Annotated in this window: 22 protein-coding genes; 10 read left to right on the top strand and 12 right to left on the bottom strand. The window is 64.3% G+C overall.

What is annotated here, in order from left to right:
* Nucleotides 1–80: 80 nt before the first annotated feature.
* The 4 genes from CO675_RS16095 to CO675_RS16080 all read right to left on the bottom strand — a co-directional run bounded on the left by CO675_RS16095 (nt 81) and on the right by CO675_RS16080 (nt 4,881).
* On the bottom strand, nt 81–1,583 hold the full coding sequence (locus CO675_RS16095; RefSeq protein WP_097672870.1) for a flavin-containing monooxygenase: 1,503 nt from the start codon (nt 1,581–1,583) through the stop codon (nt 81–83).
* Between the two features lie 72 nt (nt 1,584–1,655).
* Nucleotides 1,656–2,498 carry an AAA family ATPase gene (locus CO675_RS16090; RefSeq protein ID WP_021076064.1) on the bottom strand — a complete coding sequence of 281 codons (843 nt, stop codon included), beginning with the start codon at nt 2,496–2,498 and terminating at the stop codon, nt 1,656–1,658.
* Nucleotides 2,499–2,603: 105 nt separating this feature from the next.
* Complete coding sequence (locus tag CO675_RS16085; RefSeq protein WP_097672869.1) at nt 2,604–2,849, bottom strand: GlsB/YeaQ/YmgE family stress response membrane protein; 246 nt, start codon at nt 2,847–2,849, stop codon at nt 2,604–2,606.
* A 133-nt stretch (nt 2,850–2,982) separates the two neighbouring features.
* A complete protein-coding gene (locus tag CO675_RS16080; protein WP_245452776.1) occupies nt 2,983–4,881 on the bottom strand; it encodes a diguanylate cyclase in 1,899 nt (632 codons plus the stop codon).
* 182 nt (nt 4,882–5,063) lie between these two features.
* On the opposite strand from CO675_RS16080, the gene CO675_RS16075 reads away from it, so the two are divergent.
* The 3 genes from CO675_RS16075 to sseA all read left to right on the top strand — a co-directional run bounded on the left by CO675_RS16075 (nt 5,064) and on the right by sseA (nt 7,666).
* Nucleotides 5,064–6,239 carry a vWA domain-containing protein gene (locus CO675_RS16075; protein WP_097672867.1) on the top strand — a complete coding sequence of 392 codons (1,176 nt, stop codon included), beginning with the start codon at nt 5,064–5,066 and terminating at the stop codon, nt 6,237–6,239.
* Nucleotides 6,240–6,295: 56 nt separating this feature from the next.
* Nucleotides 6,296–6,709: a rhodanese-like domain-containing protein gene (locus CO675_RS16070; RefSeq protein ID WP_097672866.1), complete on the top strand. Its 414-nt coding sequence runs from the start codon at nt 6,296–6,298 to the stop codon at nt 6,707–6,709.
* Nucleotides 6,710–6,808: 99 nt separating this feature from the next.
* A complete protein-coding gene (sseA, locus tag CO675_RS16065) occupies nt 6,809–7,666 on the top strand; it encodes a 3-mercaptopyruvate sulfurtransferase (protein WP_097673002.1) in 858 nt (285 codons plus the stop codon).
* Between the two features lie 9 nt (nt 7,667–7,675).
* Here sseA and CO675_RS16060 read toward each other — a convergent pair whose 3' ends face one another.
* Nucleotides 7,676–8,512, bottom strand: coding sequence for a hypothetical protein (locus CO675_RS16060; protein WP_097672865.1), 837 nt, complete (start codon nt 8,510–8,512; stop codon nt 7,676–7,678).
* A gap of 328 nt (nt 8,513–8,840) precedes the next feature.
* Here CO675_RS16060 and CO675_RS16055 point away from each other — a divergent pair, with 328 nt between their 5' ends.
* Both CO675_RS16055 and CO675_RS16050 read left to right on the top strand, forming a co-directional pair.
* Entirely contained in the window at nt 8,841–10,076 is a 1,236-nt protein-coding gene (locus CO675_RS16055; protein ID WP_097672864.1) for a L,D-transpeptidase family protein, read from the top strand.
* Nucleotides 10,077–10,176: 100 nt separating this feature from the next.
* Nucleotides 10,177–10,920 carry a DUF4336 domain-containing protein gene (locus CO675_RS16050; RefSeq protein ID WP_097672863.1) on the top strand — a complete coding sequence of 248 codons (744 nt, stop codon included), beginning with the start codon at nt 10,177–10,179 and terminating at the stop codon, nt 10,918–10,920.
* Nucleotides 10,921–10,958: 38 nt separating this feature from the next.
* Here CO675_RS16050 and CO675_RS16045 read toward each other — a convergent pair whose 3' ends face one another.
* Entirely contained in the window at nt 10,959–11,921 is a 963-nt protein-coding gene (locus CO675_RS16045; protein WP_097672862.1) for a D-2-hydroxyacid dehydrogenase family protein, read from the bottom strand.
* Between the two features lie 125 nt (nt 11,922–12,046).
* Entirely contained in the window at nt 12,047–12,289 is a 243-nt protein-coding gene (locus CO675_RS16040; RefSeq protein WP_097672861.1) for a hypothetical protein, read from the bottom strand.
* A gap of 273 nt (nt 12,290–12,562) precedes the next feature.
* On the opposite strand from CO675_RS16040, the gene ettA reads away from it, so the two are divergent.
* Entirely contained in the window at nt 12,563–14,212 is a 1,650-nt protein-coding gene (ettA, locus tag CO675_RS16035; protein WP_097673001.1) for an energy-dependent translational throttle protein EttA, read from the top strand.
* Between the two features lie 165 nt (nt 14,213–14,377).
* A complete protein-coding gene (locus tag CO675_RS16030; protein ID WP_097672860.1) occupies nt 14,378–14,962 on the top strand; it encodes a TIGR00645 family protein in 585 nt (194 codons plus the stop codon).
* 30 nt (nt 14,963–14,992) lie between these two features.
* On the opposite strand, the gene CO675_RS16025 is transcribed toward CO675_RS16030, so the two are convergent.
* Entirely contained in the window at nt 14,993–16,084 is a 1,092-nt protein-coding gene (locus tag CO675_RS16025; RefSeq protein WP_097672859.1) for a toll/interleukin-1 receptor domain-containing protein, read from the bottom strand.
* A gap of 82 nt (nt 16,085–16,166) precedes the next feature.
* Between CO675_RS16025 and CO675_RS16020 the strand changes: the two genes are divergently transcribed.
* Complete coding sequence (locus tag CO675_RS16020) at nt 16,167–17,399, top strand: lytic murein transglycosylase (RefSeq protein ID WP_097672858.1); 1,233 nt, start codon at nt 16,167–16,169, stop codon at nt 17,397–17,399.
* Between the two features lie 85 nt (nt 17,400–17,484).
* On the opposite strand, the gene CO675_RS16015 is transcribed toward CO675_RS16020, so the two are convergent.
* Both CO675_RS16015 and CO675_RS16010 read right to left on the bottom strand, forming a co-directional pair.
* Entirely contained in the window at nt 17,485–17,769 is a 285-nt protein-coding gene (locus CO675_RS16015) for a hypothetical protein (protein WP_021076076.1), read from the bottom strand.
* 237 nt (nt 17,770–18,006) lie between these two features.
* Nucleotides 18,007–18,312: a hypothetical protein gene (locus tag CO675_RS16010; protein WP_050422015.1), complete on the bottom strand. Its 306-nt coding sequence runs from the start codon at nt 18,310–18,312 to the stop codon at nt 18,007–18,009.
* A 373-nt stretch (nt 18,313–18,685) separates the two neighbouring features.
* Between CO675_RS16010 and CO675_RS16005 the strand changes: the two genes are divergently transcribed.
* Both CO675_RS16005 and bfr read left to right on the top strand, forming a co-directional pair.
* Nucleotides 18,686–18,958 (top strand): (2Fe-2S)-binding protein, encoded by a 273-nt coding sequence (locus CO675_RS16005; protein ID WP_016843730.1) that lies wholly within the window; start codon nt 18,686–18,688, stop codon nt 18,956–18,958.
* Nucleotides 18,959–19,186: 228 nt separating this feature from the next.
* Entirely contained in the window at nt 19,187–19,675 is a 489-nt protein-coding gene (gene bfr, locus CO675_RS16000; RefSeq protein WP_029084046.1) for a bacterioferritin, read from the top strand.
* 97 nt (nt 19,676–19,772) lie between these two features.
* On the opposite strand, the gene CO675_RS15995 is transcribed toward bfr, so the two are convergent.
* Nucleotides 19,773–20,198, bottom strand: coding sequence for a hypothetical protein (locus CO675_RS15995; RefSeq protein ID WP_097672857.1), 426 nt, complete (start codon nt 20,196–20,198; stop codon nt 19,773–19,775).
* Between the two features lie 167 nt (nt 20,199–20,365).
* Nucleotides 20,366–20,719: a hypothetical protein gene (locus CO675_RS15990; RefSeq protein WP_097672856.1), complete on the bottom strand. Its 354-nt coding sequence runs from the start codon at nt 20,717–20,719 to the stop codon at nt 20,366–20,368.
* Between the last annotated feature and the right edge of the window lie 106 nt (nt 20,720–20,825).

Below are 20,825 nucleotides of genomic sequence, written 5' to 3'. Positions count from 1 at the left end.
ATGGGTCCCGGCCTTCGCCGGGACGACAGCGGAGAGTGTGTGACCGTTAGCAGCTCAGGATGACGGGAAACTGAAGGGACTCAGCCGTAGACGAACGCCTTGTCCTTGAGGTCGATCGCCGGGAATTCGTCCTTCTCGGCCCAATAGTCCTGGTTGTGCTGCCATTCCGGCTTGTCGCCGCGCTTCGGCAGCAGATGCATGCCGCGCATCATGTAGCCGGGGTTGAAGTTCTCCGGATCGATCCACGGCAGCAGCGGCATGTTGTGGTCTTCGGGGCGCAGCGCCGGCGTCACTTTCTTCGCGCCCGTCTCCTTCATGTGCTTGAGCATGCGGCAGACGAAGTCGGCGACGAGATCGACGCGCAAGGTCCAGCTGGCGCGGAAGTAGCCGAACACCCAGACGAGGTTCGGCACGCCGGTGAACATCATGCCGCGATAGGTCACGGTGTCCTTGAAGTCGAGCGGCTTGCCGTCGATCGCGAAGTCGATGCCGCCATTGGCGGAGAGGTGGAAACCGGTCGCGGTGATGATGATGTCGGCCTCGAGTTCCTTGCCGGACTTGAGCAGGATGCCCTTCTCGGTGAAGCGCTCGATCTCGTCGGTGACGACGGAGGCCTTGCCGCCCTTGATGGCGTGGAACAGGTCGGCATCCGGAATGAAGGCGATGCGCTGTCGCCACGGCCGATAGCGCGGCGTGAAGTGGGTGGCGATGTCGTAGTCCTTGCCGAGGACGGCCTCGACCGCCGCCAGCAGGTCCTTCTTGGCGCCCTCGGGCTCGGCGAAGGTCCGGCGGGTGAAGGCGTCTTGCTCGAACAGGATCTTGCGGCGGGTGATCTCGTGGATCCAGGCCTCGTCGACCTGCAGCCTGCGCAGTTCCTCGGCGATCTCGATCGCGTTGCGGCCGGTGCGGAAATAGGTTGGCGAACGCTGCAGCATGGTGACATGGCCGGCGTCCTTGGCCATCGCGGGGATCAGGGTCGCAGCCGTTGCGCCGGAGCCGATCACGACCACGCGCTTGCCCTTGTAGTCGAGGTCGTCGGGCCAGGTCTGCGGATGCACGACCGTGCCCTTGAACTTCGCCATGTCGGTCCATTCGGGCGTATAGCCCGCGTCGTGGCGGTAGTAGCCCTGGCACATCCAGAAGAAGTTCGTCGTGAAGCGCAGCTGCTCGCCGGTGTCGACGCGGACAGCATCGATGGTCCAGAGATTGGTCTCGTTCGACCACTCCGCCGCGGTGATGGTGTGGCGATAGCGGATGTGGCGGGCGAGATCGTTCTCGTCGATCACCTCGCCCATGTATTTCAGGATCTCGGCTGCGCTCGCAATCGGCGCGCTGGTCCACGGCTTGAAGCGATAGCCGAAGGTGTGCAGGTCGCTGTCGGAGCGGATGCCGGGATAGCGGTGGGTCGACCAGGTGCCGCCGAAGGTCTTCTGCGTCTCCAGCACCACGAAGCTGGTGCCCGGGCATTGCGTGGTGAGGTGGTAGGCGGCGCCGACGCCGGAGATGCCGGCGCCTGCGATCAGGACGTCGAAATGCTCTGTCGTGACGGGCTCGGCGGCGCGGATTTGGGTCTGGACGTTCATCTTCCCTGGTCTTCTTCTTGGTTGGAGCGGTTCAGCAAAACGCCGGAGCGAATGCCCCGGCGTTGGCGTGAACTAGACTTCGCGGCGGCTGAGGAACGCCAGCCGCTCGAACAGGTGCACGTCCTGCTCGTTCTTGAGCAGCGCGCCGTGCAGCGGCGGGATCAGCTTGCGCGGATCGCGCTCGCGCAACATCTCGGGCGTGATGTCCTCGTTCAGCAGCAGCTTGAGCCAGTCGAGCAGCTCCGAGGTCGAGGGCTTCTTCTTCAGGCCCGGCACCTCGCGGACTTCGAAGAAGATCCGCAGCGCCTCTTCCACCAGCCGCTTCTTGATGCCCGGGAAGTGCACGTCGACGATCTGGCTCATCGTGTCGGCGTCGGGGAACTTGATGTAGTGGAAGAAGCAGCGGCGCAGGAACGCGTCTGGCAGTTCCTTCTCGTTGTTCGACGTGATCATCACGATCGGGCGCAGCTTCGCCTTGATGGTCTCGCCGGTCTCGTAGACGTGGAACTCCATGCGGTCGAGTTCGAGCAAGAGGTCGTTGGGGAATTCGATGTCGGCCTTGTCGATCTCGTCGATCAGGAGCACCGGGCGCTTCTCGTGGGTGAAGGCCTCCCACAGCTTGCCGCGCTTGATGTAGTTCTTGATGTCGGACACGCGCGCGTCGCCGAGCTGGCTGTCGCGCAGGCGCGACACCGCGTCGTATTCGTAGAGGCCCTGCTGCGCCTTGGTGGTCGACTTGATGTGCCAGGTCAAAAGCGGCGCGTCGATCGCCTTGGCGACTTCCTCGGCCAGCACGGTCTTGCCGGTGCCGGGCTCGCCCTTCACCAGCAACGGGCGCTCGAGCACGATGGCGGCATTGACGGCGACCTTGAGGTCATCGGTGGCGACGTAGTCCTTGGTACCCGTGAATTTCATCTATCTCTTTGCCTTGCTTCGTTCGTTGGCCGCGTGGTTCTCAACTTCGGCCTCAACATGAAACGACCGCTCTCGCAGCGGCCATCGGAAATGCAAATTGTTCGATCATGCGCGCCTGATCAGCGACAGGATCACCAGCACGACAACGGCACCGATGGTCGCGTTGACGATGTCGCGGATCGCGCTGCTGCCGAGGCCGACGCCAAGGCGCGGCAACAGCCAGCTTGCGACCAGCGCGCCGATGATGCCGACAACCATGTTGCCGATCAGCCCGAAACCGGCGCCGCGCACGATCAACCCAGCGAGCCAGCCGGCAATCGCACCGATCACCAGTGCCGCAATGATGCCCATTCAAACGTCCTGCCCAATGTCTTGTCAGGCGCAATTGTAATTGAAAAAGCCGGGCGGTCTAGGGCGGATTCCGCAGCGCAGCGGTACCCTGAACGGCACTTGGCGCATAGAACGGCAATTGGCGCATAGTATGTCAGGCGTACTGTTTCCGCCCTGCGGAATGATCGTCACCAGCGAGCGACGAGGCCAGCACCGTGCGGTCGCGTCCCGAGCGTTTCGCCTCGTAGAGCGCAAGGTCGGCCTGGCCGAGCAATTCGCTCTCGCTCGCGGTCGCAGCCGACCGGCTGGCGATCCCGAGGCTGATCGAGACCACGCCGCGCCGCGCGGCCGGATTGGCGATTGCCAGCGATCGCACCGTGAGGCGCATGGCTTCGGCGACCTTCAGTGCATCCTGTTCGCCTACACCGGGCAGGATGATCGCGAATTCCTCGCCGCCGTACCGCGCCGCCATGGCCGTGGTGTTGATGGTCGCATCCGCGATCACGCGGGCAACGCGCCTCAGGCATTCGTCGCCGGCCTGATGGCCCTGCGTGTCGTTGAAACCCTTGAAGTGATCGATATCGAGCATGATGAGGGAGATCTGCTCGCGATCGCGGAATTCGCGCGGCAGTGCGCTGTCGAAGCTGCGGCGGTTGGCGAGCGCGGTCAGGCCATCGGTCGTCGCAAGCTCCGACAGACGGATGTTCAGCGCGTTGAGCTCGTCCTCCATCTTGCGGCGTTCGGTCACGTCGCGCAGCACGCCGACGACCTCGACGGCATGATGGTCCTCAGCGAGCCCGGCAAGCTTGAAGTTGATCTCGACCCAGACCTCGGTCCCGTCGGCGCGGAAGGTCTTGAAGTCCACGGTCTTGGTGGTCGTCCAGTTGGTCAATTCCGATGTCGCCCTGGCGACGTCGGCGAGGTGATCGGGATGCACGAACTCGAAGCAGGATTTGCCGATCAGGTCGTCCGGCTTGCGGCCGAGGATGGTCTCGACCGACTGCGACACGAACAGGAAGCGGCCGTTGCGGTCCAGGAGGATCACGACATCGGCGATGTTGTCGGCGAGCAGCCGGTAGCGCGCCTCGCGTTCCCTGAGCATCCGCGCGACCCTGGTCCGCTTGGCGAACTCCTTGCCGAGCAGGATGGCGAACAGGATCACGCTTCCCATCAGGATCACGGCGACGAACAGGTCGTTGCGCAGATCCTCATGCCACGCGGCGAGCACCTGGGCTTCCGGCAGCGCGACGGTGACCACGATCGGATATTGCGACGCGCGCTCGAAGCCGAGATATTTGACGCGGCCGTCGAATGGCGACGTGGTCTTGGTATAGCCGGTACGGTCCTGCTCGATCTGCGCCTTGAAGGCCGCAGAGACCTCCTTGTTCCACTTGCCCGCCGGCCAATGCGCCAGAACGATGCCGTCGAGGCGAAGCAGGGTAATTCCGGCGTACGGACCGAATTTGAAGGCCTGGTAGAAATTGTCGAAGTAGCTGCTTTCGATGGTCGCGAACAGCACGCCGCCGAAGCTGCCGTCTTCCCTGGTGACGCGCCGCGACAGCACGATGGTCTGTTGCCCGGTCAGCCGCGACTGCAACGGCTCGCTGATATGCAACGTCGCATCCGGAGAGTCGCGATGGGCAATGAAGTAGCTGCGGTCGGCATTGTTGTGGGCCGGCAGCTCCGCGGCCGACGAGTAGATCCGGTTGCCGTCGGGATCGATGACGCCGATTTCCCGGATCTGCGGCAGCGCATCCGCGGTCTTGCGCAGGGCCGCGTTGAAGCGGTCGACGCGCGGCTTCTGGTATTTCAGCAGGTCGACCATGGCGTTCATGGCCACATCGATCGCCTGGACCGAATGCGAGGCGTGTTCTGCCAGCGAATGGGTGAGGTTGCGGATGTCGCGCTCGCCCTGGGCAAGCGCCATGGTGCGCGCCTCGACCGCCTTCCAGATCAACAGACCGAGCACGAATATGCTCATCGCCGTCACCACGGCGGCGACGATCGCCGTCGGCGAGAACAGTTTCGGCAGCTTGGCAGGGCTGTTGGGCAAGTCGATCGGGTCCACGGGCGGCGTGCTACCTCCAGTGATCAACGTCCCATCTTAACGTCACGTTTCGCCGCTGGGAGCCGAAGCTGGCCGGGGTGGTTAAGTGAAAGTGAATGGCTGATCCGCAGCCGCAACCGGGGCAGGGGCCCTTGACGGCACCGGCAGGGCGGGCGATTTAAGTAAATATGTTCCTGCAGTTCTTCACATCGCTGCGCGACGCCCAGGTCCCCGTGACGCTACGGGAATATCTGACCTTGATGGAAGCGCTTGACGCCGATCTCGCCGAACAGTCCGTCGAGAACTTCTACTATTTGTCGCGCGCCGCCCTGGTGAAGGACGAGCGCAATCTCGACAAGTTCGATCGGGTGTTCGGCACCGTGTTCAAGGGGCTCGAGAGCCTGCTCGACGCCATGGGCAAGGCCGAGATCCCCGAGGAGTGGCTGAAGAAGCTCGCCGAGAAATATCTCACCGAGGAAGAGAAGAAGCAGATCGAGGCCATGGGCTGGGACAAGCTCATGGAGACCTTGAAGAAGCGTCTCGAGGAACAGAAGGGCCGTCACCAGGGCGGCAGCAAGTGGATCGGCACCGCCGGCACCTCGCCGTTCGGCGCCCACGGCTATAATCCCGAGGGCGTGCGGATCGGCCAGGAGAAGAACCGCAACAACCGCGCCGTGAAGGTGTGGGACAAGCGCGAGTTCAAGGATCTCGACGGCAATGTCGAGCTCGGCATCCGCAACATCAAGGTCGCGCTGCGGCGGCTGCGCAAGTTCGCGCGCACCGGCGCGCCCGACGAACTCGATCTCGACACCACGATCAAGGAGACCGCCAACCACGGCTATCTCGACGTGCACATGCGGCCCGAGCGGCGCAACGCGGTCAAGGTGCTGGTGTTCTTCGATATCGGCGGCTCGATGGATTCGCATATCGAGCAGGTCGAGGAGCTGTTCTCGGCCGCCAAGAGCGAATTCAAGCACATGGAATATTTCTACTTCCACAACTGCCTCTATGAAGGCGTCTGGAAGCAGAACAAGCGGCGCTTCACCGATCGCACGCCGACCTGGGACGTGCTGCACAAGTACCCGCACGACTACAAGGTGGTGTTCGTCGGCGACGCCTCGATGTCGCCCTACGAGATCATGGTGCCCGGCGGCTCGGTCGAGCATGTCAACGAAGAGGCCGGCTCGGTCTGGCTCGACCGCATCACCCGCACCTATCCGCATGCGGTGTGGCTCAATCCGGTGGCGCAGAAGCACTGGGACTATTCGGAATCGACCACGATCATCCGCCGCCTGTTCTCCGAGCGCATGTATCCGATCACGATCGAAGGTCTGGAGAACGCGATGCGGGAGTTGGTGCGCTAAAACGCACAAGGCGTCGCGCGCCGATGGGCGCGCCAACAACATCCAGGGAGAGCCCCATGCCCCAGAACATCCACCGCGGCATCAAGGTGATGATCGACGAGGCCAATGCCGAGATCGAGACCATCAGCGCCGCCGATGCGATCACGCTGATCGGCAAGAACGACGTCGTCATCGTCGACATCCGCGATCCTCGCGAGATCGAGCGCGACGGCAAGATCCCCGGCGCATTCTCCTGCACCCGCGGCATGCTCGAGTTCTGGATCGATCCGAACAGCCCCTACGCCAAGCCGATCTTCCAGGAAGACAAGAAGTTCATCTTCCACTGCGCCGGCGGCCTGCGCTCGGCGCTCGCGGCCAAGACCGCGAAGGACATGGGCCTGAAGCCGGTCGCCCATATGGGCGGCGGCTTCGCCGCCTGGCGCGAGGCCGGCGGTCCGATCGAGGCGTGGGAGCCGAAGAAGATGGGCTGAGCAGGATGTCACACGCGGGTTTGATCCGCGTGTCCATCGTTTCGAAGCAAGATGGATTGCCGGATCAAGTCCGGCAATGACGATGGAGAGACAGGTAAGATGACGACCACCGACGATCCGCTCGTTTCGACCGAATGGCTGGCTGCGCATCTCGGCGATGCCAACGTCAAGGTGCTCGACGCGACCTTCAAGCTGCCCGGCGTGCTGCCGCTGCCGAAGGACGACTACCTCGCCGCGCATCTGCCCGGCGCCGTGTTCTTCGACGTCGACGCGGTGTCCGATCATTCCAATCCGCTGCCGCACATGTTTCCGAGCGCCGAGCAGTTCGGCCGCGACATCGGCAGTCTCGGCGTCGGCAATGCCGACACGGTGGTGATCTATGATTCCGGCGGCTGGGTCGCGGCGCCGCGCGCCTGGTGGATGTTCCTGTCCTACGGCCATCGCAACGTGCGGATTCTCAACGGCGGCCTGAAGAAGTGGCGCGCCGAGGGCAGGGCGGTCGAGAGCGGCGAGGTGAAGCCGAAGCCCGCGACGTTCACGGCGAGCTACGATCCGAAGCGGGTGCGCAGCATCGAGCAGATGATCGCCAATGTCGAAAGCCGCGCCGAGCAGGTGATCGATGCGCGCGCCGCCGAACGCTTCGAGGGCCGCGCGCCGGAGCCGCGGCCGGGCATTCGCGCGGGCCACATCCCGGGCGCCCGCAACGTGCCCTACAACCAATTGTTCGATGCCGCGACCGGCGAGATGAAGCCGCTCGACGATCTGCGCAAATCGTTCAGCAGTGCCGGCGTCAAGCTCGACGCGCCTGTTGTCACCAGCTGCGGCTCGGGCGTCTCGGCCGGCGTGCTGACGCTCGCGCTCTACCGGCTCGGCGTCACCGACACCGCGCTCTATGACGGCTCGTGGTCGGAATGGGGACAGGCGAGCGGCCCGCCGATCGCGACGGGACCAGCCTAGGCTGCGGGATCAACGCCGCGTGAGTGGCACCAGGGTGGGGTTGCCGAACGGATCGAGCTGAACCGCCTGCCGCACCGGCGGCGTGCGCACGATCCGCCGGCGCTGCTTGCGATGCGCCGGCTTGCTGGTCGCGTTGCGCTCCGGCTTCTTCGCTTCAGTGGCCTTCGGCGCGGCGGGCGGTGCTTCGACGACAACGTCAGGTCCACCCAGCGTCGCGATCCTGCTCGCGGCCGCGATGGCCTCGGGTGACGGAGGCGGTGCGGGCTCCGGCGCAGCCACCGCGGGGGCCGGTGCGACGGGCACGACTTCGCCGGATGCGGCAGGCGGATCGGCCACGGCCACGACCTTGGCCTCGGCTGGCGCCGGTGCTGCTTCCGTGGCAACCGGCGCGGGCTGCGATGCCGGCGACGGATCCGCGGCCGGAGGCTGCGGAGCGACCTCAGCGGACTGAGCTGGTGCAGGCGTTTCGACCGTCTGGGCTTCCAGCTTCGGCGCTGGTGGCGGCGCGTCATCCGCCTTCACGGCGGCGACCTTCTCCGGTTCGGCGGGAGGCGAGGCTTCGGCAGGCGCGGCCGGCACGGATGCCGCGGGCTCGGACGGGGTCGAAGGCGCGGGGCTGTCGGCCGTCGCCTTGTCCGCGGCTGATGGCTCGACCCGCACCATGGCGAGCACCGGCGGCGTTTCGGGTTGCTGCGCGAATTGCGGCTCGGGCGGGGCCCGGCGGGCCGGAATGCTGGCGAATTCCTCATGCGCCGCGCGAAACAGCGCGGCTGCTCCTAACCCGAACACCAGAAGCGACGTCGCCAGCACGATCGCGGCGAACAGGAAACGAAGGCCGGGGAGCATGGGCGCGGGTTCCCCCTTCTGCGGGAGGGTCCTTGATGTCGAGGGAACGCGGTGACCACACAAGAGAGCCGGCGTCGCGAGAGCGAATCAGGCCGATTCGAAGATATCGCAACCCCTGGAGACTGTTTGTTACAAAATGCGGGTGATTGATGACTTCGGGCAGGTGGACAAACATTCCCGACCCATGAGACATCTTTGCCGCAGCGTTGACGGCAAATCACAAATGCCCGAAATGGCCCGGATTTCGCGGATTTGTCTTGAATGCGCCGCTATCTTCCTGCATTGGGCCGTTAACAGTCCGGTGTGGCTTGGGGACTATAATAGAGCAATGATGATCAACCGCATTCTGACGATTTGCGCTGCCGCGGCTCTCGGCCTGGCGGGAACCTCGCTTGCGCGTGCGCAGCAGGGATATCCGGTTCCCCAAGGTCCGGCCTATTCGGCCGCGCCGCAGCCCTACTCGCAGGGCAACATGCCGGATTTCGACTCGCTCGACGATGAAGATGCGCCGCGTAATTCGGCCGCGCTGCCGCCGCCCGGCCCGGTGATGTCGCCGGATGACCCGCGCTATGGCCGCCCGACGAACGCGCCGGTCTATTCCGATCGTGGTGCGCCGTCGGGTCCCGTGATGTCGCCGGACGATCCGCGCTATGGCCGTCCGATGAATTCCCAGCCGGTCTATTCCGACCGCGGTGCGCCGACCGGTCCGGTGATGTCGCCGGACGATCCGCGTTATGGCCGGCCGATGGGGCCGCCGCCGGTGATCTATGGCGATCGTCCGGGCGCGCAGCAGGCCAATCGCGACAACGGCGTTCCGGCTGCCGGCGTGTCCTATGGCGACGACCGCGGCGGCATGCGTCCGCCCGAGGGCGTAACCGGAGCGGTGCCGCAGCAGCAGGCGCCGGTCGATGCCAATGGCAAGCCGCTGCAGATCGCAGCGCTGCCGGCGGACGAGCAGCCGGAAGACGGCCCGGCGCAACTGGCACCGAATCTGCGGCGCCAGGAAGTGGCGTTCGCGACCAAGGAGCCGGCTGGCACCATCGTCGTCGATACGCCGAACACCTACCTCTATTACATTCTGGGCAATGGCCGGGCGATCCGCTACGGCGTCCGCGTCGGCCGCGACGGCTTCACCTGGACCGGGGTGCAGAAGATCACCCGCAAGGCCGAGTGGCCGGATTGGCATCCGCCGACGGAGATGATCGAACGCCAGCCCTATCTGCCGCGCTTCATGGCCGGCGGACCCGGCAACCCGCTCGGCGCCCGCGCGATGTATCTCGGCTCGACCGTGTACCGTATTCACGGCACCAACCAGCCGTCGACCATCGGCAAGTTCGTCTCGTCGGGCTGTATCGGCATGCTGAACGAGGACGTCTCGGATCTGTTTGAACGCGCCAAGGTCGGCACCCGCGTGGTTGTGCTGCCCGGCGGCGCAGCCCCGGGCACGACGACGGCGTCCGCCGCGCCGCCGCCCAACCCGATGGCCCCTGCTCAGGCCGCGCCGCTGCCCGGCACGCAGCCGACCTCGGTGCAGCCGTTGCCCGCGCCGGTCACGGTGCGCTAGGCCAGCCGGCAAATTGATCATTGAAAAAGGCGCGCGAACAGCGCGCCTTTTTTGTTGCAATAGAAGGCTGGTCTTGACGTTGCCGCCGTGAGGCAATGCGATGCAGGAATCCCGCCTGACCTATCCGCCGCTGAACACGCCGAAGCCGGTTGCGGACGACGTGTGGATCGTCGATGGGCCCGTGATCAGGTTTGGCCCGCGCTGGCTCAGGATGCCGTTCCCGACGCGCGCAACGATCCTTCGCCTGCCGGGGGCGCGGCTCTTCATCCACTCGCCGACCCCGCTGGTGGATGAACTCAAGGCCGAGATCGCGGGCCTCGGCGAGCCGAGCTGGATCATCGGGCCGAACCGCCTGCACTATTGGTGGATCCCGGACTGGCATGCGGCCTATCCCGGCGCGCGCGTGTTTCTCGCGCGCGAGATCGCGCAGCAGGCCGGCGACCGGCCCGTTCCAGGCGGCGACCCGCTCGATCAGCGATCGGGCTATCCTTGGGACGAATGGATCGCGACGCTTCCGGTTGCCGGCAGCTACATGACGGAAACCGTGTTCTTCCATCTGAAGTCACGCACGTTGCTGTTGACGGACCTGATCGAGAACTTTGAAGCGGACCGGATTCGTTCGCCGTTGATGCGGTTGCTGACCTGGATCGGCGGCGTGCGCGATCCGGACGGCAGCACGCCGCGCGACATGCGGTTGACGTTCTCGCGCGACCGTGCCGCGTTGCGGGCCGCCGTCGCCTGCATGATCGAATGGGACCCGGAGCGGATCATCCTTGCCCATGGGCGCTGGTACGATCGGAACGGCCGCGCTGAGCTCGAACGCGCATTCCGCTGGCTCGGATAAGGCGTTTTCGAGCGAAGTGCCGCAAGCCAATGCTGCGGTCAGGCGAGCCGTCGCGGTGGCTCGCTGCCCTGGGTGAAGGCGTCGATGCACGCGACCATCTGCTGATAGTGCGCCTGCAGGCTCTCGCGTGTCGCATAGCCGAGATGCGGCGTGATCACGACGTTGTCGAGCTCGCGCAGCGGATGATCCGACGGCAGCGGCTCGACCGAGAACACGTCGATGCCGGCGCCGGCGATCTTCTTCTCGCGCAGTGCCGCAAGCAGGGCATCCTCGTCGACGATCGGCCCGCGCGCGGTGTTGACGAGATAGGCCGATGGCTTCATGCGGGCGAGATCGGCGGCGCCGACCAGCCCGCGTGAGCGCGGGCTCAGCACGACATGGATAGTGATGATGTCCGATGTCGCAAACAGCTCGTCCTTGCTGGCGTAGCCGACGCCGGCTTCCTTGCATTTCTCAGGCGTCAGGTTGGGGCTCCAGGCGATCACGTTCATGCCGAACGCCTTGGCCATGCCGGCGACCTTGCTGCCGAGCTTGCCGAGGCCGATGACGCCGAGCGTCTTGCCCTCGATCTCGGTGCCGGCAAAGCTCTGCCAGGCCTCGCCGGCGTGCATGCGCGCATTCTCGCGGCCGATGCCGCGGGTCAATTCCAGGATCAGGCCCATGGTCAGCGGCGCGGTGGGATCGCGGCTATATTGGGTGCCGCACAGCACCACGTTGCGCTCCTTGGCGGCTTCCATGTCGATCGCGGCGTTGCGCATGCCCGACGTGATCAGGAGCTTCAGCTTCGGCAACGCGTCGAACAGGCTGCGCGGGAACGGCGTGCGCTCGCGCATCGCGCAGATGATCTCGAAATCCTTCAGCTTGGCCGCCGCTTCCGCCTCGCTCGCGAACGGCTGGTCGAACACGGTGACCTCGACGCGATCCTCGATCGCCGGCCAATCGGCCAGCGAAAGCGCGATGTTGAAATAGTCGTCGAGGATTGCACAGCGGAGCCGCGTCATCGGAAAGGTCCATTCAGGGTGAGGCGACGGCGGACAATCGACCGTCGGGGAGCCCCGGATGGTCGCGCGCAATCGGCAGGCGCGCAAGCGGCCGCGGTTTCAAAAAGCGGCGATTGTCGGATGGCTCAGGATGGCTTGCGCGTCTTCGCGGTGCGGATGTCGGCGAGCATCGAGCGGACCGCCGGCGACAGCGCCATCTGCTTGGCACGGCAGGCCGGACCGGGGCCGCGCATATAGTGCAGTTCCGGGCGGTAGGGATTGAAAGCCTTGGCAACGAAGGCCCGCCAGAAGGCGCTGACTTCGGCGAGCAGTGTCGCCTCGCGTTTGGTCGTGGAGCGCGAAAGAGGTGCTGAAATGATGGTAGCCATGACGTGGCCTCAACTGTTTGGTCGCGGTTCTGCCGCGAAAATCGCCGTTTTTCGGCGTTGGAGACGAGTTTTGGCCTGATTTATTAAAAGATAGTTTCAATTGTCGTGATTCGGCGCGCACATGGTGTCGAACCCGTAGTCACCCGTGGCGAATGGACGGAACGTGGTGAACGGATGGAAAACGACCGCCCCGCGGTTGCGCTTTCGGGGGCCGGCCGTTACATCGGCGGCAGCAAAATTTCCTTCAAATCGGATCAATTCCAGGGACAGCGGATGGCTCGCCAGATCATCTATTTCATGCAGGGTCTGACCAAGGCGTACCCGACCCGCAAGGTGCTCGATAACATCCATCTGAGCTTCTATCCGGATGCCAAGATCGGCGTGCTCGGCGTCAACGGCTCGGGCAAGTCGACGCTGCTCAAGATCATGGCCGGCCTCGACAAGGAGTATAACGGCGAGGCCTGGGTCGCCGAGGGCGCCCGCGTCGGCTATCTCGAGCAGGAACCGCAGCTCGATGCCACGCTCTCGGTCCGCGAGAACGTCATGCAGGGCGTCGCCAAGCAGAAGGCGATCCTCGACCGCTACAATGAGTTGGCCGTCAACTACTCGGACGAGACCGCCGACGAGATGACCAAGCTGCAGGACGAGATCGAGGCGCAGGGCCTGTGGGATCTCGACAGCAAGGTCGACCAGGCGATGGACGCGCTGCGCTGCCCGCCCGACGAAGCCGATGTCACGAAACTGTCGGGCGGTGAACGTCGCCGCGTCGCGCTGTGCCGCCTGCTGCTCGACCAGCCGGAATTGCTGCTGCTGGACGAACCGACCAACCATCTCGACGCCGAGTCGGTGTCATGGCTGGAAGGCCATCTGCGCAACTATCCCGGCGCGATCCTGATCGTGACCCACGACCGCTACTTCCTCGACAACGTCACGAGCTGGATCCTCGAGCTCGACCGCGGCCGCGGCATTCCCTACGAGGGCAACTACTCGTCCTGGCTGGTGCAGAAGCAGAAGCGGCTCGAGCAGGAGGGCCGCGAAGACGCCGCGCACCAGAAGACGCTGGCCCGCGAGCAGGAATGGGTGGCGTCCTCGCCGAAGGCCCGCCAGGCCAAGTCGAAGGCGCGCTACCAGCGTTACGAGGATCTGCTCAAGAAGGCGAGCGAGAAGCAGACCCAGACCGCGCAGATCATCATCCCGGTGGCCGAGCGGCTCGGCGCCAACGTCGTCGACTTCGAGGGCCTCAGCAAAGGCTTTGCCGATCGCTTGTTGATCGACGATCTCACCTTCAAGCTGCCGCCCGGCGGCATCGTCGGCGTGATCGGCGCGAACGGCGCCGGCAAGACCACGCTGTTCAAGATGATCACCAAGCAGGAGGAGCCTGACAAGGGCGTCATCACGGTCGGCGAGACCGTGCATCTCGGCTATGTCGACCAGTCGCGTGACGCGCTCGAAGGCAACAAGACCGTGTGGGAGGAGATCTCCGGCGGCAACGAGCTGATCCTGCTCGGCAAGAAGGAAGTCAACTCGCGCGGCTATTGCTCGTCGTTCAACTTCAAGGGCGCCGACCAGCAGAAGAAGGTCGGCGCGCTGTCGGGCGGTGAACGCAACCGCGTGCATCTCGCCAAGATGCTGAAGTCGGGCGCCAACGTGCTGCTGCTCGACGAGCCGACCAACGACCTCGACGTCGACACGCTGCGTGCGCTGGAAGAGGCGCTGGAGGATTTTGCCGGTTGCGCCGTCATCATCAGCCATGATCGCTGGTTCCTCGACCGCATCGCGACCCACATCCTGGCCTTCGAGGGCGACAGCCATGTCGAATGGTTCGAGGGCAACTTCCAGGATTACGAAAAGGACAAGATGCGCCGGCTCGGCCAGGACAGCATCATTCCGCATCGCGTGAAGTACAAGAAGCTGACGCGCTGATCGGTCAAATCAGCCGAACGCGGCCATCGCGCCGCGTTCGGCTGTTCCTCTTTGCAAGATGATGACGGCATCGCGGCGCAATCTGCGGCCAGTTGTCGCTTTTCAAGCGCGCGGGATTGCGTAGATAGAGCGCTCCGCAATTCTCAATTCCGCGAGCACCCCGACATGTCCGCACTATCAGACGCGCCCGCCCGCTCCAAGGGCCGGTCGCTGCGTCCCGTTCCCATGCTGATCTTCGGATCGCGCTGGCTGCAATTGCCGCTCTATGTCGGCCTGATCATCGCCCAGGGCGTCTATGTCGTGCTGTTCCTGAAGGAACTGTGGCACCTGTTCGCCCATGCCTTCGATTTCAGCGAGCAGCAGATCATGCTGGCGGTGCTCGGCCTGATCGACGTCGTGATGATCTCGAACCTCCTGGTGATGGTGATCGTCGGCGGCTACGAGACCTTCGTGTCGCGGCTCAATCTGCAGGGACATCCGGACGAGCCGGAATGGCTCAGCCACGTCAATGCCAGCGTGCTGAAGATCAAGCTGGCGATGGCGATCATCGGCATCTCCTCGATCCACCTGCTGCGTACCTTCATCGAGGCCGGTGCGTTGTCTTCCGGCAAGGGCACCTACACCGAGACCGGCGTGATGTGGCAGACCATCATCCACTGCGTGTTCATCCTGTCGGCGATCGGCATCGCCATCGTCGACAAGCTGTCGAACGACTCGATCGAGGGCGCCAAGCAGCAGGGTGGGCACTAGCCGGAACAACTGATAATGGCTGGCGCGGCGTCACCGCGCCGCGCGCTGGCCGAACAATGCCGGCGCGGATCTGCCGAGCCATTCGGGGATCTGCGCCGCGCCACGCGGAAATCCGCGGGCCATGGCAAGGATGAATGCGGACTGCCAGACGCCGAACAGCACCAGCCAGCCGAGCAAGGTCGGCAGCCTGACGATTGCACCGTAAATGGTTCCGGCGGCGATGGCTGCGATCCAGGTCACCACGACGCTGTCGATCCGCCTGAACGCGGGGTTGGTCAGGAGCACGCCAAGAATGGTGATCGCTCCGCCGACCGCGCCGCCGATGCCGCCGATCAGATAACCCATCAACGGATTGTTGCCGAGCGTCTCGGTGATCTGGGCCGGGCTTGCGGCGTTGCCGTCGACCGGGACGGTCTTCGCGTACTGGCCGAGCGCCTGAAGCGTGACGGCGCTGGCATCATAGGCCGCGATCCATGCCGCCGTCGTGATTGCAACCACCAGCGCCAGCTGGAACCGGTCCTTGGCGCCGAACACGACATTGCAGGCGGCGATCGCCGCGCCGAATATCACCCCTGGCAGGATCGTGATCCCGCCCGCGTCTGAGACGACGAACGAATATTGCAGGACGTTGAGCGCATAGGTCGTAACCAGGCTGCACGTGATGGCGGACGCAAGTGCCAGCACGACGAAGGGCAAACTGGATCGGCCGCCCGACTGCGCGCGCTCGGCCGCGAGCATGCGGTCCACCGCGGCCCGCGTCTCGGCGGCGGCACTGCCCTGCGGCTCCAGGATCGTGACTGCCTTCAAATAGGCCGGGACCCGGTCGAGCGGGGTCGGCGCCATCATCACCGGCAGCACACGATTGCTCGGGTTCGGCCACCTGGCTCGGGCAAAGGCGAGCTCGCTCAAGGTGTAGCGTCCCTTGGTCACGGATTCCGGGCTGATCAGGAACACCATAAAATCGCTGCTTTCGATGGCTTTTTCGACACGCGCATCGAAGCTGTCGCCCGGCGGGAGATCGTCGTGCGAAAAGAAAACGTCATGGTCGCAATTGCGCAGCGACTGAGCGATGTTGTCAGCCTGCGATTCCAATTCGGAGGGAAATGACAAAAATATGCGCATGGCAAAACTTACCACCCAGAATTGAATTCTGACATTGCCGAATCCACGTTGCAATGCCTGTTTCCGCTAGGTGAGATCGATCATGAAATGGCCAGCCACCATCGTCGCATGCGCGGTGCTGCTGTGTGCGCCGCTGCAGCGGCCCGCATACGCCGCCGACGCCGCGTTCACCCGGTTCATCGCCTCGCTGTGGCCGGAGGCCGAGGCGGCCGGGGTGTCGCGCGAAACCTTCGATCGCGAGACACGCGGCCTCGAGCCCGATTACAAGCTGCCCGATCTGATCCTGCCCGGACGTCCCAAGACCGGCGCGCCGGCGCAGGCAGAGTTCGTGCAGGTGCCGGCCGACTACATCAAGGAGGCCTCGATCGCACGGCTCGCTGCGGAGGGGCAGCGGCTGCTGCAGAAGTATCGTCCGTCGCTCGATGCGATCGAGAAGCGGTTCGGCGTTCCTCCCACCATCGTGCTAGCGATCTGGGGCCGCGAGACCGACTACGGCCGCTATTCGCTGCCCTACGACACGCTGCGCGTGGTGGCGACGCAGGCCTATGTCGGCCGCCGCAAGGATCAGTACCGCACCGAGTTCATCCTCGCGCTGAAGATCCTCAGTGAGGGCGCCGTGACGCGCAAGGAGCTGCGCTCATCCTGGGCCGGAGCGACCGGCTACACCCAGTTTCTGCCGTCGGAATATTACAAGCACGGCGTCGACCTCGACGGCGACGGCAAGGTGGACATCTGGCACTCGGTGCCGGACGCGCTCGCCTCCGCCGCGCAGCAACTCGTCAACAAGGGCTGGCAGCCGGGCGTGCGCTGGGCCTACGAGGTCACGGCACCCGCCAATGCCGATTGCACGATGGGCGTGCCCGAAGTGACAAAACCGATCAGCCAGTGGCTGCGCGCGGGCTTCGTGCCGGTGCGCGGCGCGAGGCTCAGCGCCACCGAGCAGGCGCAATCGGCCTCGCTGCTGCAGCCTGAAGGCATCTACGGCCCGGCCTTCCTGACCACGCCGAACTACTTCGTGATCAAGGAGTACAATTTCTCCGACCTCTACGTGTTGTTCGTCGGCCATCTCGCCGACCGCATGACGAGCCCGCAGCCGTTCGCGACGCCATGGTCGGCGTCGAAGCAGCTGCGCTCTGCCGACGTCGAGGCGATGCAGCAGCAGCTCACGAAGATCGGTCTTTACAAGGACAAGCTCGACGGCAAGGCCGGGATGCAGACCCGTGCCGCGCTCGGCGCCTATCAGAAGCAGGCCGGGCTGAAGGTCGATTGCTGGCCGAGCGAGGCCGTGCTGCGCGCGATGAACGGGCAGCGCTGACCGCCAAGCCTGATTGGGCGGAGGCAAACAAAAACCCGGCCGTGAGGCCGGGTTTTTCGAGTGTGATGCCGACAGCGTCGATCGATCAGTCGCAAACCTGGACGCGGCGGAAGCGCCAGCCGTAGCCGTCCCAGAAGCGCTCACGAACCCAGCGGCACGGAGCTTCTTCGACGTAAACCGGGGCCGGTGCAACATAGACCGGGGCCGGACGGGCGCCTGCGATCGCGCCGCCGAGCAGGGCGCCGCCGATCAGGCCACCGGCAACGCCGGCCGCGATGGCCCCGCCGTCACCTGCCTTGGCAGCCGGAGCAACCGCCAGCGAACCGGCAAGCGTGGTAACGGCGACAAGGGCAGCTAAAGTCTTCTTCATGTCTTTGGCTCTCCTGGAAGGTGGTGGCGCCGTGGCTCGGCGCCGGGTTTTAGGTGACTCACACGCTGATCTCGAACTGCTGTCTTGCTAAACAGCGCAGAACAGTCAACCGAAAGTAAACGTCCGCAGGCTCATCGCGCAGAAAAGCGGTTTTTTCTGGCCTTCTACAGCAGACGTCCCGGAGAAACAGTCGGTTTTCCGGGACATCTGGTTCGAATTAATCGAGATGAACGGCGATCAATCGCAAACGCGGACTCGGCGAACGCGCCAGGTGTAGCCGTCCCAGAACCGCTGGCGCTGCCAGAAGCAATCGGGACCGTAACCGGGCTCGGCGACATAAGCCGGACCGGGCGCGTAGTAGCCATAGCCCGGACCATAGTAGCCGTTCTGCGAAGCGATCGCGCCACCGACGATGGCGCCACCGATCAATCCCGCAGCGACGCCAGCGGCGACACCGCGTTGTGCCTGGGCGGGGGCGGGCACCGCCACAGCCGAAACCGCCAGAGTGGCGGCGGCGCAAAGCGCCAGCAATGTCTTCTTCATGACCTCACCTTTCTCACGGGAGCAGGGACAGCGTGCGTGGGCGATCTGTCTCGCCCTTAAGGGTTCCATATTCCGCTTGAATGATCAATGAACGACGCTGCCGTATTCGCGTCCAAATGCTTGCAGCTTTTGGCATATCTTGCAACGCACAAGCTCGTAGCCGCAGTGAACCCGTGCTTGCGGCGGTGGAAGCCGGGATTGGCCCAGATGGGTCTCTTATTCCCGAACGCGGGGCCAATCGATTTAGATTCATTCCAATATGAATCCCGCATCAGTTTGGAATTGCTACAAGAACAGCTTTTTCCTTTTGCATCCGGCGGGAGCCGACAATATCCATATTGGCGAGCATCACCCGTTGGACCCGCCTCTTCTGATGATTGTCTGTTCCTGTAACGTCCTCAGCGACCACGATGTCCGCAATGCCGTCAATGGCGGCGGGTCCGTGACTCGAAATGCCAAGCAGGTGTATGGCTGCCTCGGCTGCAGTGCCGAATGCGGCCGCTGCGCGCGCACCATCAAGGCGATCATCGACGAGGCGCTCGGCCCCTGCGCCAAGGCCTGCTGCTCCGGCTGCCCCCACAGCGGCCATCCGCACGCCGCCAACGAAGACGCCGAGCCGGCCGAATTCGCGCTCGCGGCCTGCTAGGCCATTTTCGGTTCTGATCGACGCAGAACCGAAGCTTTCCCGTTTCTACGCGCTTTCTTCACGCGATCCGGCAGCCGCGCCGCTGGAAGCGCTCTGCCTCCGCCAAATCCCTCAAATTCGGTTATCCACGCGCTGCTTCCGCGAAGGGTTGCTCTCTCCGGTAATCTGATTTAGAAGCATTCTAAATTTAGTGCTGGCCGGTTTTGGCCACGACAGGTGGAGTGGATCATGCAAGGCGACCCGAAGGTCATCGATTATCTGAACAAGGGGCTGCGCAGCGAACTGACCGCCATCAATCAGTACTGGCTGCACTACCGGATGCTCAACAATTGGGGCCTCCTGGAGATGGCCAAGGTCTGGCGCAAGGAATCCATCGAGGAGATGGAGCACGCCGACAAATTCGTCGACCGCATCCTGTTTCTCGACGGCTTCCCGAACCTGCAGGTGCTCGATCCGCTGAAGATCGGCCAGGACGTCAAGGAGATCATCGAGTGTGACCTGGCCGCCGAGATCGGCGCCCGCACGCTCTACCAGGAAGCGGCGACTTACTGCCACGGCGTCAAGGACTATGTCAGCCGCGACCTGTTCGAGAAGCTGATGAAGGACGAGGAAGACCACATCGACTTCCTGGAGACCCAGCTCGACCTGATCAAGCGCATCGGTCTTGAGCTCTACACCCAGAAGCACGTCGGTCATCTGAAGGGCGAGGAGTCCTGATCGGCGTCGCGCGGATCGAAGCGCGTCTTAAAAAAATGCGAGAGGCCGTCCTTGCGGGCGGCCTCTTTCGTTTTCGCGATCAGGCGCGATCGATCGGTCAGTAGCAGCGGATGATGTTGATGGTGCGATCGCCATCGCGGCCGGGTACCGTCACGCTCTCGGTGGGGCAGCTCGACACGTAGGGCCGATCCGACGGCACCACGGCCGGCGGATAGCGATGCGCCCAATCCCATGGCACGTCCTGGGTGTAGGTGTAGCGAACGTCGTTCGACGCCGGCGCCGGAACCTCGGCGGCGAAGGGAACGCCGGCGACGGCGTCGTCGTAATATCCGCTTGTCCCCGGCAATACGATGCCGGGCACGCGCACATGATGACGGAAGGCCGGATGGTGCGCGGAAAACGTGCCGCGCGGCGCCGTTCCGGATCTCGCATTGGTCGCGGTGGAGGAAGCGAGCAGCAGCGCTGCAACGCCAAGGGAAGCGATCAGGGACGCCGTCAGCGCCCCATATGTTCGATACGCCATCCTTCGAAGGCTCATGGCACGCACCAATCGATTACGGAGCATTGTGCGGACGCTAGGCTGCTCATTGGGGCGTCCGCAAACTCATCCTTAATTATTGGTTAAGAAGTAAGGTTAACAGAAGGTATCTGTTTCAAATTGGCGCGACTGCGCGACTGCGCGGCTGCGCCTCAGACCGCGTCCGCCGGAACGAAGCAGCTGATGATGATGTTGCCGCGGTGGTGGACGTACCACACCACGGCCTCGCCGACGGGATTGCCGCGATCGCGGATGATCGCGCGCTCCGGCACCATCATCCATTCGCCCTCGATCGGCACCCAATAGGCGCCGCCCCGAACGTCATAGCTCGTGCGATGGCCGTCGGAGATATCGCAGCACGGCACGCCGTTCGGCGCGATCACGCTCTTGAACCAGGCGCGGATATCTGGCGGCACGTTGTCGTATTGGCCGTTGTCGAACGCCAGCGCTGCGCCCGCCGTCATGGCGAGCCACGCAAGCACTGCGCCATGCGTGAGCCTTCGCATCGCACCCTCCGCGACAACCTTGTGCGTGACGCGCGCGCATCGTCTCGCGCGAATCCGATGTTGGTGCAATTAGGCACGAACCGCGCACGAGATGCATGCCCAAAGA

It is taken from the genome of Bradyrhizobium sp. C9 (genome assembly GCF_002532045.1).
Classification (GTDB): Bacteria; Pseudomonadota; Alphaproteobacteria; order Rhizobiales; family Xanthobacteraceae; genus Bradyrhizobium.
Note: the sequence above shows the minus strand (reverse complement) of the source record. Positions and strands in the feature narration are given on the sequence as shown.

Bases quoted from the DNA above. Each gene is read 5' to 3' on its own strand.
- CO675_RS16045 (WP_097672862.1), bottom strand. From the start codon at position 11,921: ATGACGCGGCTCCGCTGTGCAATCCTCGACGACTATTTCAACATCGCG.
- CO675_RS15990 (WP_097672856.1), bottom strand. From the start codon at position 20,719: ATGCGAAGGCTCACGCATGGCGCAGTGCTTGCGTGGCTCGCCATGACG.
- CO675_RS16095 (WP_097672870.1), bottom strand. From the start codon at position 1,583: ATGAACGTCCAGACCCAAATCCGCGCCGCCGAGCCCGTCACGACAGAG.
- CO675_RS16010 (WP_050422015.1), bottom strand. From the start codon at position 18,312: ATGAAGAAGACATTGCTGGCGCTTTGCGCCGCCGCCACTCTGGCGGTT.
- CO675_RS16040 (WP_097672861.1), bottom strand. From the start codon at position 12,289: ATGGCTACCATCATTTCAGCACCTCTTTCGCGCTCCACGACCAAACGC.
- CO675_RS16025 (WP_097672859.1), bottom strand. From the start codon at position 16,084: ATGCGCATATTTTTGTCATTTCCCTCCGAATTGGAATCGCAGGCTGAC.
- sseA (WP_097673002.1), top strand. From the start codon at position 6,809: ATGACGACCACCGACGATCCGCTCGTTTCGACCGAATGGCTGGCTGCG.
- CO675_RS16070 (WP_097672866.1), top strand. From the start codon at position 6,296: ATGCCCCAGAACATCCACCGCGGCATCAAGGTGATGATCGACGAGGCC.
- CO675_RS16015 (WP_021076076.1), bottom strand. From the start codon at position 17,769: ATGAAGAAGACTTTAGCTGCCCTTGTCGCCGTTACCACGCTTGCCGGT.
- CO675_RS16055 (WP_097672864.1), top strand. From the start codon at position 8,841: ATGATGATCAACCGCATTCTGACGATTTGCGCTGCCGCGGCTCTCGGC.
- bfr (WP_029084046.1), top strand. From the start codon at position 19,187: ATGCAAGGCGACCCGAAGGTCATCGATTATCTGAACAAGGGGCTGCGC.
- CO675_RS16075 (WP_097672867.1), top strand. From the start codon at position 5,064: ATGTTCCTGCAGTTCTTCACATCGCTGCGCGACGCCCAGGTCCCCGTG.
- CO675_RS16030 (WP_097672860.1), top strand. From the start codon at position 14,378: ATGTCCGCACTATCAGACGCGCCCGCCCGCTCCAAGGGCCGGTCGCTG.
- CO675_RS16020 (WP_097672858.1), top strand. From the start codon at position 16,167: ATGAAATGGCCAGCCACCATCGTCGCATGCGCGGTGCTGCTGTGTGCG.
- CO675_RS16085 (WP_097672869.1), bottom strand. From the start codon at position 2,849: ATGGGCATCATTGCGGCACTGGTGATCGGTGCGATTGCCGGCTGGCTC.
- CO675_RS15995 (WP_097672857.1), bottom strand. From the start codon at position 20,198: ATGGCGTATCGAACATATGGGGCGCTGACGGCGTCCCTGATCGCTTCC.
- ettA (WP_097673001.1), top strand. From the start codon at position 12,563: ATGGCTCGCCAGATCATCTATTTCATGCAGGGTCTGACCAAGGCGTAC.
- CO675_RS16005 (WP_016843730.1), top strand. From the start codon at position 18,686: ATGATTGTCTGTTCCTGTAACGTCCTCAGCGACCACGATGTCCGCAAT.
- CO675_RS16050 (WP_097672863.1), top strand. From the start codon at position 10,177: ATGCAGGAATCCCGCCTGACCTATCCGCCGCTGAACACGCCGAAGCCG.
- CO675_RS16060 (WP_097672865.1), bottom strand. From the start codon at position 8,512: ATGCTCCCCGGCCTTCGTTTCCTGTTCGCCGCGATCGTGCTGGCGACG.
- CO675_RS16090 (WP_021076064.1), bottom strand. From the start codon at position 2,498: ATGAAATTCACGGGTACCAAGGACTACGTCGCCACCGATGACCTCAAG.